The sequence below is a fragment of the Streptomyces koelreuteriae genome (genome assembly GCF_018604545.1).
GTDB classification, from domain to species: Bacteria; Actinomycetota; Actinomycetes; order Streptomycetales; family Streptomycetaceae; genus Streptomyces; species Streptomyces koelreuteriae.
On record NZ_CP075896.1, the window covers coordinates 4719048 to 4733071 of the forward strand.

Sequence of the window (14024 nt, forward strand, 5' to 3'; positions counted from 1 at the left end):
GGTTGTTCGCGCAGTTCCCCGCGCCCCTAAAGAAGGGCGTCACTCCACCGCAGATCGATATCGAGGCGGCGATTGTGGATTTTGGGTTCACGCGTGAAGACGAGGACTTTCGTGCCGAGGTCCGTGACTGGCTTGCCGCGCATGCCACGGGCGCGAGCGACCGGCGCGCCTGGGAGCGGACGCTCGGTGCCGCCGGGTGGATCGGGATCGGGTGGGGGGTGGAGGGGTACGGGAATCGGAGGGTGGGGCTCACCCGGCAGGTTGTCTGGGCCGAGGAGTATGCGCGGTCGGGGGCGCCGGCGCGGTCCGGGCATATCGGGGAGAATCTGCTCGCGCCGACGCTGATAGCGCACGGCAGCGAGGAGCAGAAGGCCCGGTTTCTGCCTCCGATCGCCGCCGGTGATGAGCTGTGGTGCCAGGGGTACAGCGAGCCCGGTGCCGGGTCGGATCTGGCCGGGATCCGTACCGCGGCCGTGCGGGTGGCGGACGGGCGTGGGTATCGCGTCACGGGGCAGAAGATCTGGACGTCGCTCGCGCACGAGGCCGACTGGTGTTTTGTGCTGGCCCGTACCGAGGCCGGGTCCCGGAGGCATCGCGGGCTGAGCTTTCTCCTCGTTCCCATGGACCAGCCGGGCCGTATCGAGGTCCGTCCCATCCGGCAGCTCACCGGCACCAGCGACTTCAACGAGGTCTTCTTCGACGGCGCGCACGCGGAGGAGGTCGTCGGGGGTGAGGGCGACGGCTGGCGGGTCGCCATGAGCCTGCTCGGTTTCGAGCGGGGGGTCTCCACGCTGGCCCAGCAGATCGGTTTCGCCCAGGAGTTGGAGGGCGTCGTACGGGCGGCGCGGGAGTCGGGGGCGGTGCGGGATCCCGTCGTACGGGAGCGGCTCGTGCGGCAGTGGGCCGAACTGCGCGCCATGCGCTGGAACTCCCTGCGCACGCTGGGCGGTTCGGGCGACGCGGGGGCGCCGAGTGTGGCGAAGCTGCTGTGGGCCGGCTGGCATCAGCGGCTCGGGGAGCTGGCGGTGCTGGTGCGGGGTGCGGCGGCGGGGGTGGGTCCCGCCGACTGGTCGGCCTCGGCGCCGTACGAACTGGACGCGGCACAGCACCTGTTCCTGTTCTCCCGGGCCGACACCGTCTACGGCGGCTCGGACCAGATCCAGCGCACGATCATCGCCGAGCGTGTGCTCGGCCTGCCCAGGGAGCCCAAGGGAGCCGTGTGATGCGAGGCGTGATCTTCGACGGCAAGCAGGTCCGGGTCGTGACGGATCTGGAGGTGCGGGAGCCGGGGCCGGGTGAGGTGCGGGTCGCGATCCGGGCGGCCGGGCTCTGCCACAGCGATCTGTCGGTGGTGGACGGGACCATACCCTTCCCCGTTCCCGTGGTGCTGGGCCATGAAGGGGCCGGGGTCGTGGAGTCGGTGGGTGTGGGCGTCACCCATGTCGCGCCCGGTGACCATGTGGCCCTGTCCACGCTGGCCAACTGCGGGACGTGCGCGGAGTGCGACCGGGGACGGCCGACGATGTGCCGGGGCGCGATCGGGCGCCCGGGCCGGCCGTTCAGCCATGAAGGCCTGCCGGTGTACCAGTTCGCGGCGAACTCGGCCTTCGCGGAGCGCACGGTGGTGAAGGCCGTGCAGGCCGTCCGCATCCCCGAGGACATCCCCCTGGCGTCGGCGGCGCTGATCGGGTGCGGGGTGCTGACGGGGGTGGGTGCCGTACTGAACCGGGCGCGGGTGGACCGGGGCGACAGCGTGCTGGTGATCGGGACGGGCGGGATCGGGCTGAACGTGCTGCAGGGGGCGCGGCTGGCGGGCGCCCTGCGGATCGTCGCCGTCGACGCCAACCCGGCGAAGGAGGAGGTGGCGCGGCGCTTCGGCGCGACGGACTTCCTCACCTCGACCGAGGGCGTGCGCGACATCCTGCCCACCGGCGTGGACCACGCCTTCGAGTGCGTCGGCCGGGTGGAGCTGATCCGCCAGGCGATCGACGCGCTGGACCGGCACGGCCAGGCGATCCTCCTCGGCGTGCCCCCGGCCTCGGCCGAGGCGTCCTTCCGCGTCTCGTCGATGTACCTCGACAAGTCCGTCCTGGGCTGCCGCTACGGCTCCTCCCGCCCGCAGCGCGACATCGCCCTGTACGCCGACCTGTACCGCGAGGGCCGGCTGCTGCTCGACGAACTCGTCACCCGGACCTATCCGGTCGAGGAGTTCGAGAGGGCGGCGGCGGACGCGGAGGCGGGGCGGGTGGCGCGGGGAGTGCTCACATTCTGAGGTCTTCACGGGGTGTGGCCTCCCCGGCCCGGAAGGTCCGCCGGTAGGCGGTGGGGGTGACGCCGAGCGCCGTCTGGAGGTGCTGGCGCATCGACTGGGCCGTGCCGAAACCGGCGTCGTGGGCCACCTGGTCGACGGAGCGGTCGGTGGACTCCAGCAGATGCCGCGCCCGCTCCACCCGCTGCTGGGTGAGCCACTGGCCCGGGCTGACACCCGTCTCCTCACGGAAGCGGCGGGTGAAGGTGCGGACCGACATGGACTCCTGGGCGGCCATGTCACGCAGCTGGATCGGCTCGTGCAGACGGCCCAGGGCCCAGGCGCGGGCGGCGGTGGTGGACGCCTGCTGCGGATCGGGCACCGGCCGCTCGATGTACTGCGCCTGCCCGCCGTCGCGGTGGGGCGGTACGACCGTACGGCGGGCCACGTCGTTGGCGACGGCGGCGCCGTGGTCGCGGCGCACCATGTGCAGGCACAGATCGAGTCCGGCCGCGACGCCCGCGGAGGTCAGCACATCGCCGTCGTCGATGAACAGCACGTCCGGGTCGACCTCGATCCGGGGGAAGAGCCGCTGGAGGCGTTCGGCGTCGGACCAGTGGGTGGTGGCCGGGCGGCCGTCGAGCCGGCCCGCGGCGGCGAGGACGTAGACGCCGGTGCAGATGGAGGCCAGCCGGGTGCCGGGGCGTAGATGGGCGAGGGCGGCGGCGAGTTCGGCCGTCAGTACGCCGTCCTCGTAGACCGGGCCGAGTTCGTACGACGCCGGGACGATCACCGTGTCGGCGGTGGCCAGGGCCTCCGGGCCGTGGGCGACGTGGATGGTGAAGTCGGCGTCCGTCATCACCGGGCCGGGCGGGCGGATCGAGCAGGTCACGACCTCGTAGAGATGCCGGCCCTCGGTGTCCTTGGGGCGGCCGAAGATGCGGTGCGGGATGCCCAGTTCGAAGGGGAGCAGCCCGTCGAGGGCGAGGACGACGACACGGTGGGGCCGGAAACCGGAGTCTGCTGCGCTCGCTGCCATGGCCCGATCCTAACGAATGCTGTCCTTCGGGCCACTCGATGCGTCCGGGCCTGGATCGGAAGCTCTATGACGTGACCGAGACAAGCGAAGCCCCGGCCGCCGTGGAGCAGCCGTCGAAACCGACCCGCAGGCGGGTGCACCGCGCCTGGTTCGTCGCCGCCGTCACCTTCGTGACGATCATCGGCGCCGCGGCCTTCCGTTCCGTACCGGGTCTGCTCATCGACCCGTTGCACGAGGAGTTCGACTGGTCGCGCGGCACGATCGGCGCCGCGGTCTCCGTCAATCTCGCGCTGTACGGCCTGACGGCCCCCTTCGCGGCGGCCCTGATGGACCGCTTCGGCATCCGCCGGGTGGTCGCCGTCGCCCTGACGGTGATCGCGCTCGGTTCCGGCCTGACCGTGTGGATGACGGCGGCCTGGCAGCTGATGCTGTGCTGGGGGCTGCTGGTCGGCCTCGGCTCCGGCTCCATGGCGCTGGCGTTCGCGGCGACCGTCACCAACCGCTGGTTCACCGAGCGGCGCGGCCTCGTCAGCGGCATCCTCACCGCCGCGTCGGCCTCCGGCCAGCTGATCTTCCTGCCCTTGCTGTCCTGGATCATCGACCGCTACGACTGGCGTCCGGCGGCCGTGACGGTCGCCCTCGCCGCGCTCGCGGTCGTGCCGTTCGTGTGGCTCCTGCTGCACGACCACCCGGCCGACATCGGCCAGAAGCCGTACGGAGCAGCGGAGTTCGTACCGAAGCCGCCCCCGGTGGTGGGCGCCGCCCGCCGCGCCGTCTCCGTCCTGTTCTCGGCCGCCCGCACCGGCCCGTTCTGGCTGCTCGCCGGTACCTTCGCGATCTGCGGCGCCTCCACCAACGGCCTGATCCAGACCCACTTCGTGCCCGCCGCCCACGACCACCGCATGCCCATCACGGCCGCGGCCTCCCTGCTCGCGGTCATCGGGATCTTCGACGTCGTCGGCACGATCGCCTCCGGCTGGTTCACCGACCGCTTCGACTCGCGCCGCCTGCTCGCGGTCTACTACGCCCTGCGCGGCGTCTCGCTGCTCTTCCTCCCGCTGCTGCTGGCGCCCTCGGTCCACCCGCCGATGATCTTCTTCATCGTCTTCTACGGCCTCGACTGGGTCGCCACCGTCCCGCCCACCCTCGCCCTGTGCCGCGAGCAGTACGGCGAGGACAGCGCGATCGTCTTCGGCTGGGTCCTCGCCTCCCACCAGGTGGGCGCCGCCCTGGTCGCCTTCCTCGGCGGGGTCGCCCGCGACACGTTCGGGTCGTACGACGTGGTCTGGTACGCGTCGGGGGCGCTGTGCGCGGTGGCGGCGCTGATGGCGTTGGTGATCCGGAAGAAGACGTCGGACGGGTGATCCGGAAAATGAAGTCGGACGGTGATGTCGAGAACCCGCGTCCCGCTCCGTCCCCGGTGTGAACGCGACCACAATGGGCCGCACGAGCACCGAGGAGACCATCATGGCGAAGTACCTGCTGCTGAAGCACTACCGCGGGGCCCCGGCCGCAGTCAACGACGTGCCCATGGACCGTTGGACGCCGGAGGAGATCTCGGCCCACATCCAGTACATGCGGGACTTCGCGGAGCGGCTGGAGAAGACCGGCGAGTACGTCGACGGTCAGGCGCTCGCCCCCGAGGGATCATGGGTCCGCTACGACGGTGAGGGGCGCCCGCCGGTCACCGACGGACCGTTCGCCGAGACCAAGGACCTCATCGCCGGCTGGATGATCATCGACGTCGACAGCCACGAGCGCGCCGTCGAACTGGCCGGGGAGCTGTCCGCCGCCCCCGGCGCGGGCGGTAAGCCGATCCACGAGTGGCTGGAGGTGCGCCCGTTCCTGGCCGCGTCGCCCACCACCACGGACGAGTGCCACCCCTGATGGACGAGGCCCTGCTCAGGAGCCTCACGCCGAGCGTGCTCACCGTCCTCGTCCGCCGCGGAGCCGACTTCGCGGCGGCCGAGGACGCCGTCCAGGACGCCCTCGTCGAGGCGCTCCGGGTCTGGCCGGCCGACCCGCCGCGCGATGCCAAGGGCTGGCTGGTCACGGTGGCCTGGCGCAAGTTCCTCGACGCGACCCGGTCGGACCTCGCCCGCCGCCGGCGAGAGGACCGCGTCGAGGAGGAACCGGCGCCCGGGCCGTCGTCCTCGTCGGACGACACGCTCCAGCTCTACTTCCTGTGCGCCCACCCCTCGCTGACCCCGGCATCGGCGGTCGCGCTCACCCTGCGCGCCGTCGGCGGCCTCACCACCCGGCAGATCGCCGAGGCCTACCTCGTACCCGAGGCGACCATGGCGCAGCGCATCAGCCGGGCCAAGCGCACGGTCTCCAGGGTGCGGTTCGACCGGCCCGGGGACGTCGCCACCGTCCTCCGCGTCCTCTACCTCGTCTTCAATGAGGGCTACTCCGGCGACGTCGACCTCGCCGCCGAGGCCATCCGGCTCACCCGGCAGCTCGCCGCCGCGATCGACCACCCCGAGGTGGCCGGGCTGCTCGCCCTCATGCTCCTCCACCACGCCCGGCGCGCCGCCCGCACCGCGTCCGACGGCAGCCTCGTGCCGCTCGCCGAGCAGGACCGGGGCCGGTGGGACACCGCGTCGATCGCCGAGGGCGTCGTGATCCTCCAGACGGCACTCGCCCGCGACCGACTGGGCGAGTTCCAGGCCCAGGCCGCCATCGCCGCCCTCCACGCCGACGCGCCCACCGCCGGGGAGACCGACTGGGTGCAGATCGTCGAGTGGTACGACGAACTCGCCCGCCTGACCGACAGCCCGGTCGTCCGCCTCAACCGCGCGGTCGCCGTGGGGGAGGCGGACGGCCCGCGCGCCGGCCTGGCCGCCCTCGCGGCGGTCGACTCGTCGCTTCCCCGCCACACCGCGGTGGCGGCGTACCTCCACGAACGCGACGGCGACTTGGCGACGGCGGCCCGCCTGTACGCCGAGGCGGCCCGACTGGCCCCCAACCTCGCCGAACGCGACCATCTGACGCGGCAGGCGGCGCGGCTCAATGCGGGGCGGGGGCGATGAGGGGGTGGGCGTGAGCTGTGCCGGCGTCGGGCGGCTCAAGAGGCAGCTTCGCAGAGCTTGAAGTGCGCATGGCCTCGGCGATCTTCTCGGCCACGTCCGCACGCACCATGCCCAGGTGCACGTACGGCTTGCCGCTGTGGGTGACCATCGGGCGAACGCTGCCCCAGACGCTCTCGGGGAAGCCGAGGCCTGCCAGGGCTTCCCGGACGGCCTCCGCCGCCTCGGTTGCCTTGCTACGACCGTCCCGGTAGGCCTGCATGTCCATCGTCACGAGTGCGCGCCCCCGGCGTGATCCCTGACCGCTGTGGCGTGCCGGGCGGCCTGGGCGATGTCGCCGAGCCGGCTGGCCGCGTTCAGACGTCGCCATTCGGTCTGGCACGTCGTGCAGTCCTGGACCGGAGCACAGTCGAGAAGCCAGGCGTTCAGGCCGATCGGCAGCTCGATGGGCGGTTCCTGGGTGGTTCTGTGGCGCGTGGCTGCCATCGTGTCTCCCCGACTCGTGTGACTCCAGATACGACCGTAGGAAGCGGGAGTTGAGCCGGTCCATGAAGTTGCACGCGGTTGCACGACGGGTACGTTCGCCCTTGACCGCCTCTTCCGCCCAGGTGAGGCTCACTCCGCGACCAGCGGCAACCGGCTCGACACAGGGAGAGGCAATGCGCCTACGGTTCGTCGGCAAAGATCCGGAGTCCGGAGATCACGGCTGCCCGGCCGTGTGGGTGGATGAGGAGACGCGGGATCTCGTCATCCAGGGTGTGAAGGCCGATGCGGAGACCATGTCCCGGACCGTCCAGGACAGCCCGCTCCCGGACCATGAGGGCGTGATCCGGCTGCCGCAGCGGATGATCCCGCTCGTGAGGGAGGCACTCGATGGCGCAAAGCCTCAGTAGCTTTGCGGACTTGATCCGGTCCGTGGAGCACTCCGCCGTGCACCTGGAGATGCGGGACACGTACGCGATCTCCAACGAGGATGAGGGCTTCGCGGCGTGGAAGCGAGGTCACCGGCTCGACCCGGACGACCGCGAGTCGTGGTGGCGTCCCTGGCTCGACCTCGTCCAGGAGGTCACCGCCAAGGGTGTCGTGATGCGCCGCGCGAGGATCGTAGGTGAGCCGCACAGCGAGTACATCCGGTACGAGCACTCGTTCACGTTCACCAACGTCGCCGCAGGCGAGGAGATCCGCTGGCTCCCGAGGCGGCAGGCTTCCGACCTCACCCTGCCGGGGAACGACTTCTGGCTCTTCGACGGCCGCGTCGTGCAGTTCAACGTCTTTGACGGTGACGGGCGTTGGGCGCACACCGACGAGACCGACCAGCCGGCGGTTGCCCGCCTGTGCTCCACCGCGTTCGACGCCGTCTGGGAGCGGGCCGTCCCGCACGAGAAGTACGCCATCTGAGAAGCCGGTACGCCAGTTCATGTCCACGTCCCCGCTGTCCACCGCCCAGGCCGCCCGCGCCGCCCTTGCCACGCGCCTGGACGACATGAGGAGGGACGCCGGGCTCAGTGGGCTTGAACTGGCGACGCGGTGCGGCTGGCACAAGTCGAAGGCGTCCCGCATCGCGCGCGCCAAGACCGCCCCGTCCGATGAGGACATACGGGCGTGGTGCCGGGCCTGTGGCGCGGAGGAACAGGCGGCCGATCTGATCGCCGCATCCCGCACCGCGGAGTCCATGTACGTCCAGTGGCGGCAGATCCACCGCGACGGCATGCGGCACGTCCATGAGAAGACCGTCCCGCTGTACCAGCGCACGCGCAATTTCCGCGTCTACGCCTCGAACCTGGTTCCCGGCATGCTCCAGACCGCCGACTACGCGACGGGGCTCCTGCAGTCCATCACACACTTCCAAGGCACCCCTGACGACGTCGACGACGCCGTGCGGGCCCGCCTGAACCGCTCCCGAGTCGTTCATGAGGGCGATCACCGCTTCGCCCTACTCCTGGAAGAGGCCGTTCTCTACTACCGAGTCTGCGACGACGCGGCGATGGCGCGGCAGCTGAGGCATCTGTTGGAGATCATGTCCCGACCCAACGTGTCCCTCGGAATCATCCCCTTCACGGCCCGACGCACTGTGTGGCCACTGGAAGCCTTCTACGCCTTCGACGACGCCCAAGTGGCAGTGGAGACGCTGACAGCCGAGGTCAACATCACGGCCCCCGGCGAGATCCTCACGTACCTCAAGGCGTTCGCCGGACTGTCCCGCACCGCCGTGCACGGCTCACATGCAAGGGCCCGCATTACCAGGGCGCTTGACTCCTTGGGCTGATGGGAGTCAGCCGTCGGGCCCACCTACGTGGGGGCTGCTCGAAGGCGCGTAACTGTCGGGGCCGCCCGCTTCTTTGCAGTGTCGTGCTTCCACGGCCCGCATCAAGGGCGCTGCGCGTCGCCTTCGGCGATGGCCCTGCGGGCCACCCTTGACCCAGGCCGTTCCAGCACGGGGGAGAAGCGAGCGGGCGGCCCGGGGAGGCGGGTGGCCAAGCAGGCCTGTGTGCGGGCTTTGGCCCGTGGGTTGGCTGGGGGCGTCGGCGGGCGCGGGCGCGTCTCGCATGGACGCCGGGTGGGTTCAGCGGCGATCGATCGGTGGGTGGGTGTTGGGAGGAGGGGCCGGAGGGGCGGTGAGCTCGTTGGTGGATGATCCTCGGAGGCCCGGGAGGCCCGGGAGGCCCGGGAGGCCCGGGAGGCCCGGGAGGCCCGGGAGGCCCCGGAGGCCGTGGCGACGCTGGTCGATGGGGTCGTTCGTGCCCTGACCGGCTGAGAATCCGGCACACTCGACACACCTGCTGCGAAAGGTTCGTTGATGACACTCGGCATGGTCCTCGGAGACCTGGACGTAGTGACCCAGCACGCTCGTTCACGCCCGATCTTCCGAGGAGTACGCCGTGTCCACGATCCACTGGATCGAGACTCACCCCCGTTCCGCCCGCTGGCATTCTGAGTCCGGACTGCCCCTGCCCCGCACGGTCGTCGTCGCGGACGACCGGATGCGGGCCGCTGTCGCCTACCGGCTGGCCTGCGAGGGCACCGCGTTGTTGTGGCGCGGGGACTTTCACAACGCGCGGCAGTTGCTGAGTGCCCTGGACCGTCGTGTCGGGCGTACCGCGCCCGGGGCGGTGGACACGGCGGCAGAGACCTTCCGGTTGCAGCGGCGGTTTCGTGCCCACCGTGCGCGCGTGCTCGGCAAGTTGCTGGTTCTGCTGGACGCGGAACACGGACTGGACCTCCGTCGGGCTCCCGATGTGCGCCGGGCCGCCGCCGAGGCCTACGGGGACTTCGACGGGCCCTTGGCTGTCGCTCTCTCCGAACTGCTGGGTGTCGTCAGTGCCCGGCAGTGGCGGGAGAAAGGTGTCCACGTCCCGGCGCTGGAAGCGCGGATCCACCCGCACTACGGGGTGTTCGCGCCCACCCGGAGTGAGTACGTCGATCTCGTCGCGCAGGCTCCGTTGCCGCGAGGGGGTCGTGACGTGCGTGTCGCGTTCGACCTGGGTACCGGGACCGGCGTGCTCGCCGCCCTCCTGGCCCGGCGGGGTGTCGGGCAGGTCGTGGCCACCGACGTCAGTGCGCGGGCCCGGGCGTGTGCGCGGGACAACGTGGGGCGGCTGGGGCTCTCGGGGGCCGTACGGGTGGAGAGTGGGGCCGAGCTGTATCCCCCGGGGCGTGCCGACCTGGTCGTGTGCAATCCGCCCTGGATTCCCGGCCGGCCCGCCTCCGATCTCGATCTCGGTGTGTATGACGCGGGTGGTGGGATGCTGCAGGGCTTCCTGGGCGGGCTCGCCGAGCGGCTGGAACCCGGCGGTGAGGGGTGGCTCGTGCTGTCCGACCTCGCGGAGCGGCTCGGGCTGCGCAGCCGGGAGCAGTTGATGACCGTCGTAGGGGACGCTGGGTTGCGGGTCGTCGGACGGTTGGATGCCCGGCCGCAGCACGCCCGTGCGCGGGATACGGACGATCCGCTGCACGCCGTACGGGCCGCCGAGGTCACCTCGCTGTGGCGGCTGGCCCTCCCCGTCGCCTAGCCCTCCGTCAACCGCCCGAAGCGCCCTCGGTGGAACAGCAGTGGTTCGGCCGGAGCGTCCGTGCCCGTGCCCAGGGCGTTCACCCGGCCCACCACGATCAGGTGGTCGCCGCCGGTGTGGACGGTGTGGATCGTGCAGTCGATCCAGGCGACCGTGCCGGAGAGGCGGGGGGAGCCGGAGACGGGGGCCGCGTCGTAGGCCACGCCTGCGAATTTGTCCGCGCCGCTCACCGCGAAGGAGCGGCACAACTCGGCCTGGTCGGCGGCCAGGACGTTGACGCAGAAGACGCCCGCGCGGGCGATGCGCGGCCAGGTCGTCGACGTGCGGCCGACCATGAAGGCCACGAGCGGTGGGTCGAGGGAGAGGGAGCTGAAGGACTGGCATGCGAAGCCGGCGGCGGGGGGTGCTGTCACTATCGTCACGCCCGTCGCGAAGTGGCCGAGGACGCGGCGGAACTCCTGCCGGTCCAGGGGAGCGCGCTCGTCCTCGCCCACGCAGCGCAGCTCCGGGCGGGGCAGCGGTTCCACGGGGCGTGGGGCCGGGGTGCGGGCCGTCGACCTGAGGTAGCGGACGGCCGCTTCCGCCATTCCTGCTTGTCCCATCACGTTCACGATTGAAGCTGACAGTTCGTCAGATTGGAAGGGTCAGCGGCCCTCGTATGTCGCCTTCCGTCGTTCCGCGAAGCTCCGTATCCCCTCCCGCGCGTCCGCCGTCGTCATGTTGATCTCCTGTGCGGCGGCCTCGGCGGCGAAGGCGGTGGCCCGGTCGGTGTCCAGGGACGCGTTGACGAGCTGCTTGGTCAGGGCGAGGGCTCGGGTCGGGGCGGTGGCGAGGCGTTCGGCCCAGGATTGGGTTGTGTGGGACAAGTCTGTGTCCGGAATGACCCGGTTTATCAGGCCTAAGTGCTCCGCTTGTGTCGCTGTGAGCGCGTCGCCGAAGAACATCAGCTCCTTTGCCCGCTGGGGGCCGATGAGGCGGGGGAGGAGGTAGGCGCCGCCGCCGTCTGGGATCAGGCCTCGGCGGACGAAGACCTCGATGAACTTCGCCGACTCCGCCGCCAGTACGAGGTCGCAGGCGAGTGCCAGATGGGCTCCTAGGCCTGCCGCCGTGCCGTTGACCGACGCGATCACCGGTTTCTCGCAGTCCAGGACGGCGGCGATCAGGCGCTGGGCGCCGGTGCGGAGGGTGCGGGCGACATCGCCGGCGGTGCGTTCGGCTGTGGTGGCGGCGCCTCGGAGGTCCGCGCCCGCGCAGAAACCCCGGCCCGTTCCTGTGATGACGACCGCTCGGATGTCGGGTGTCGCGGACGCCCTCGAGAGGAGGTGGATGATCTCCTCCCGCTGGTCCGGGGTGAGGGCGTTCAGTGCCTCGGGGCGGTTCAGGGTGAGGGTGAGGACCTGGTCGGCTGTCTCGTGCAGGACCGTCGGCATCAGCGGCACACCGCCAGCGCGTCCAGTGCCACCGCGCCCTGCCCCTGCGGCAGCACCATCAGGGGGTTGATGTCCAACTCGGCCAGCTGGTCGCCGAGTTCCAGGGCCATGCGCTGGACGCGCAGGACGACCTCGACCAAGGCGTCGAGGTCGGCCGGCGGGCGGCCCCGGACCCCGTCGAGCAGGGCCCGGCCGCGCAGGCCGGCGAGCATGTCCCGGGCCTGTTCCTCGCCGAAGGGCGGGACGGCCACGGCGGTGTCGCGCAGGACCTCGACCAGGACCCCGCCGAGGCCTACCGTCACCGTCGGGCCGAACAGGTCGTCGTGGGTGACTCCTACGACCATCTCGACGCCCTGCTCGACCATCTGGCAGACCAGTACGCCGTCCAGGGAGACATCCTCGTAGCGGGCGATGTCGGTCAGCTCCCGGTAGGCGTCGCGGACCTGGCTCGCGGAGGTCAGGCCGATCTTCACCAGGCCCAGTTCCGTCTTGTGGGCGATGCGGGCGCCGGAGGCCTTCATCACCACCGGGTAGCCGACCAGACCCGCGGCCCGGACAGCGGCTGCCGCGCTGGTCACCAACTGTTCCCGCGGTACGCGGATGCCGTAGGCGCGCAGCAGTTGCTTGGCCGCGTGCTCGCTGAGCTGCTCGCCGGGGTGCATCAGCGCCTGGGCCTTGCGGTAGGACGGTGAGGGGGTGCGCGGGGCCTCGTCGAAGGGGGAGCGGTAGGCCGTCGTGAAACGGTGGTGGGCGAGGTAGGCGCGGACGGCGGTGAGGCAGTTGCCGACCGTGCGGAAGGTGGCCACGCGGGAGGAGCCGAGCAGGACCTCGCGGTAGGCCGGTTCCGTGCCGACAGGTGATCCCCAGACGACGCACACCAGCTTGTCCGTGTGTTCCGCCGCGTCGACCAGGTCCCGTACGAGGCGGTCGCTGAGGGGTGGGAAGGGGCCGGTGATCGGGCAGATCAGGACGCCGATCTCGGGGTCGGCGAGGAGCGCGTCGATGATCTTCCGGCCGCGCTGGTCCCCGACCGGGTGACCGCCGTTGTCGACCGGGTTGGCGACGTTCAGGTACTCGGGGATCCACTGGTGCAGTTCGGTCTGCTTGGCCTCGGAGAGCGGCGGCAGCCGCAGGCCCGCCTCGGTCGCCAGGTCCGCGACGTGGGCGCCCGTGCCGCCCGAGATGGAGTAGACGGCCACGCCGTCCGAGCGCGGCGGGCGGGGGGCCCGGGCCAACAGGGCCGCTGTGTCCTGGAGTTCGTCCAGGCCGTCTACGCGGATCACGCCGAACTGGCGCAGCGCCGCGTCCACCACCGTGTCCGCGCCGGTCAGTTTGCCGGTGTGGGAGGCGGCCGTGCGGGCGCCGGTCTCGGTGCGGCCCACCTTGACGGCGACGACCGGGACTCCGCGCCGGGCGGCCCGGTCGGCGGCCAGGAGGAAGGAGCGGCCGTCCTTGAGGCCTTCCAGGTAGCAGGCGATGGCGCCGATCCCGGGCTGCTCGGCGAAGTAGGAGAGGAAGTCCGCGGTCTCCAGGTCGGCCTCGTTGCCGGTGGGCGCCCAGTGGGAGAGGCGGATGCCGAGTTCCTGGAGGGCGAAGACGGGGCGGCCCTGGTGGCCGGACTGGGTGATCAGGGCGATCGCGGGGCCGTCGAGGTCCTCGCGGAAGTGCTCGAAGGCGTTGAGGTTGGTGTTGGGGCCCAGCAGTCGCAGCCCGGAGCGTTCGACGGCTGCCGCGAGTCGCCGCTGGGCGGCCTCGCCCTCGGGGCCGGTCTCCGCGAAGCCGGAGGCGAAGACGACCGCGAACCGTGCCTTGGCCTCCGCCAGTTCCTCCAGCACGGGCAGGGGGTCGCCGACGAGGACCACCGCCAGGTCGACCTGCTCGGGCAGGTCGGCCACGGAGGGGGAGCAGGGCAGGCCGAAGACGGACGGGCGGCTCGGATGCACCGGGTACAGCCGGGCCCCGACGCGGTCGGCCCAGTCGGCCAGTTGGCGCGTCACGCCGGTGTGGGGGCGTCCCTCGGCGTCCGAGGCGCCGATCACGGCGACGGACCGGGGCCGGAAGAAGTGGTCGAGATCGGGTACGTCGGCGTGCAGTGGACGCCCGCTGACGTCGAGGTCGCCCTCCTGGGCCGGCCTGCCGTGCACGGCAGGCCCGGGCCGTTCGCCACAGGCGATGGCCCGGGCCCGGCGGGAGTCGGTGGTGAGGGTGCCGTGGGTCGATCCAAGCATCGTTTCCGCCCGCTCCTGTGAGACAGCCGCTAACTGACGC

The 14024-nt window shown here is 71.5% G+C and carries 14 protein-coding genes; 8 read left to right on the forward strand and 6 right to left on the reverse strand.

The annotated features are described in order from the left end of the window. The first annotated feature begins 74 nt into the window (after window positions 1–74). Together KJK29_RS21385 and KJK29_RS21390 are read left to right on the forward strand one after the other, a co-directional pair. The gene (locus KJK29_RS21385; protein WP_215120758.1) at window positions 75–1223 is read left to right on the forward strand and encodes an acyl-CoA dehydrogenase family protein; all 1149 of its coding nucleotides are present in this window, start codon (window positions 75–77) and stop codon (window positions 1221–1223) included. Continuing rightward, the gene (locus tag KJK29_RS21390) at window positions 1223–2272 is read left to right on the forward strand and encodes a Zn-dependent alcohol dehydrogenase (protein WP_215120759.1); all 1050 of its coding nucleotides are present in this window, start codon (window positions 1223–1225) and stop codon (window positions 2270–2272) included. The genes KJK29_RS21385 and KJK29_RS21390 overlap by 1 nt, the downstream gene beginning before the upstream one ends. Here the strand turns inward: KJK29_RS21390 and KJK29_RS21395 are convergent. Then, window positions 2262–3287: a GlxA family transcriptional regulator gene (locus KJK29_RS21395; protein WP_215120760.1), complete on the reverse strand. Its 1026-nt coding sequence runs from the start codon at window positions 3285–3287 to the stop codon at window positions 2262–2264. The genes KJK29_RS21390 and KJK29_RS21395 overlap by 11 nt on opposite strands. Window positions 3288–3325: 38 nt before the next feature. Between KJK29_RS21395 and KJK29_RS21400 the strand changes: the two genes are divergently transcribed. The 3 genes from KJK29_RS21400 (at window position 3326) to KJK29_RS21410 (ending at window position 6319) form a co-directional block, all read left to right on the forward strand. Then, a complete protein-coding gene (locus KJK29_RS21400) occupies window positions 3326–4651 on the forward strand; it encodes an MFS transporter (protein ID WP_370869152.1) in 1326 nt (441 codons plus the stop codon). A 103-nt stretch (window positions 4652–4754) separates the two neighbouring features. Then, window positions 4755–5174, forward strand: coding sequence for a YciI family protein (locus tag KJK29_RS21405; RefSeq protein ID WP_215124386.1), 420 nt, complete (start codon window positions 4755–4757; stop codon window positions 5172–5174). Continuing rightward, the gene (locus tag KJK29_RS21410) at window positions 5174–6319 is read left to right on the forward strand and encodes an RNA polymerase sigma factor (RefSeq protein ID WP_215124387.1); all 1146 of its coding nucleotides are present in this window, start codon (window positions 5174–5176) and stop codon (window positions 6317–6319) included. Before KJK29_RS21405 ends, KJK29_RS21410 begins: the two co-directional genes overlap by 1 nt. On the opposite strand, the gene KJK29_RS21415 is transcribed toward KJK29_RS21410, so the two are convergent. Together KJK29_RS21415 and KJK29_RS21420 are read right to left on the reverse strand one after the other, a co-directional pair. Beyond that, entirely contained in the window at window positions 6297–6590 is a 294-nt protein-coding gene (locus KJK29_RS21415; protein WP_215120762.1) for a hypothetical protein, read from the reverse strand. The two genes, KJK29_RS21410 and KJK29_RS21415, sit on opposite strands and share 23 nt — an antisense overlap. Then, a complete protein-coding gene (locus KJK29_RS21420) occupies window positions 6587–6802 on the reverse strand; it encodes a hypothetical protein (RefSeq protein WP_215120763.1) in 216 nt (71 codons plus the stop codon). Before KJK29_RS21420 ends, KJK29_RS21415 begins: the two co-directional genes overlap by 4 nt. A 387-nt stretch (window positions 6803–7189) precedes the next feature. On the opposite strand from KJK29_RS21420, the gene KJK29_RS21425 reads away from it, so the two are divergent. From KJK29_RS21425 to KJK29_RS21435, 3 genes are all read left to right on the forward strand, one after another. Beyond that, window positions 7190–7714 carry a DUF6879 family protein gene (locus KJK29_RS21425; RefSeq protein WP_215120764.1) on the forward strand — a complete coding sequence of 175 codons (525 nt, stop codon included), beginning with the start codon at window positions 7190–7192 and terminating at the stop codon, window positions 7712–7714. A 19-nt stretch (window positions 7715–7733) separates the two neighbouring features. After that, entirely contained in the window at window positions 7734–8582 is an 849-nt protein-coding gene (locus KJK29_RS21430) for a helix-turn-helix domain-containing protein (RefSeq protein ID WP_215120765.1), read from the forward strand. 613 nt (window positions 8583–9195) lie between these two features. Further along, a complete protein-coding gene (locus KJK29_RS21435; protein WP_215120766.1) occupies window positions 9196–10326 on the forward strand; it encodes a methyltransferase in 1131 nt (376 codons plus the stop codon). On the opposite strand, the gene KJK29_RS21440 is transcribed toward KJK29_RS21435, so the two are convergent. The 3 genes from KJK29_RS21440 to KJK29_RS21450 are packed head-to-tail and all read right to left on the reverse strand — an operon-like array spanning window position 10323 to window position 13984. Continuing rightward, entirely contained in the window at window positions 10323–10928 is a 606-nt protein-coding gene (locus tag KJK29_RS21440; protein WP_251057886.1) for a flavin reductase family protein, read from the reverse strand. The genes KJK29_RS21435 and KJK29_RS21440 overlap by 4 nt on opposite strands. 42 nt (window positions 10929–10970) lie before the next feature. Further along, window positions 10971–11756, reverse strand: coding sequence for an enoyl-CoA hydratase/isomerase family protein (locus tag KJK29_RS21445; RefSeq protein WP_215120767.1), 786 nt, complete (start codon window positions 11754–11756; stop codon window positions 10971–10973). After that, the gene (locus KJK29_RS21450) at window positions 11756–13984 is read right to left on the reverse strand and encodes an acetate--CoA ligase family protein (RefSeq protein ID WP_215120768.1); all 2229 of its coding nucleotides are present in this window, start codon (window positions 13982–13984) and stop codon (window positions 11756–11758) included. The genes KJK29_RS21445 and KJK29_RS21450 overlap by 1 nt, the downstream gene beginning before the upstream one ends. Window positions 13985–14024: the final 40 nt, after the last annotated feature.

Coding starts and splice junctions, on each gene's coding strand:
- KJK29_RS21410 (WP_215124387.1), top strand. CDS start 5,174: ATGGACGAGGCCCTGCTCAGGAGCCTCACGCCGAGCGTGCTCACCGTC.
- KJK29_RS21430 (WP_215120765.1), top strand. CDS start 7,734: ATGTCCACGTCCCCGCTGTCCACCGCCCAGGCCGCCCGCGCCGCCCTT.
- KJK29_RS21450 (WP_215120768.1), bottom strand. CDS start 13,984: ATGCTTGGATCGACCCACGGCACCCTCACCACCGACTCCCGCCGGGCC.
- KJK29_RS21395 (WP_215120760.1), bottom strand. CDS start 3,287: ATGGCAGCGAGCGCAGCAGACTCCGGTTTCCGGCCCCACCGTGTCGTC.
- KJK29_RS21440 (WP_251057886.1), bottom strand. CDS start 10,928: ATGGGACAAGCAGGAATGGCGGAAGCGGCCGTCCGCTACCTCAGGTCG.
- KJK29_RS21425 (WP_215120764.1), top strand. CDS start 7,190: ATGGCGCAAAGCCTCAGTAGCTTTGCGGACTTGATCCGGTCCGTGGAG.
- KJK29_RS21420 (WP_215120763.1), bottom strand. CDS start 6,802: ATGGCAGCCACGCGCCACAGAACCACCCAGGAACCGCCCATCGAGCTG.
- KJK29_RS21405 (WP_215124386.1), top strand. CDS start 4,755: ATGGCGAAGTACCTGCTGCTGAAGCACTACCGCGGGGCCCCGGCCGCA.
- KJK29_RS21445 (WP_215120767.1), bottom strand. CDS start 11,756: ATGCCGACGGTCCTGCACGAGACAGCCGACCAGGTCCTCACCCTCACC.
- KJK29_RS21400 (WP_370869152.1), top strand. CDS start 3,326: ATGCGTCCGGGCCTGGATCGGAAGCTCTATGACGTGACCGAGACAAGC.
- KJK29_RS21390 (WP_215120759.1), top strand. CDS start 1,223: ATGCGAGGCGTGATCTTCGACGGCAAGCAGGTCCGGGTCGTGACGGAT.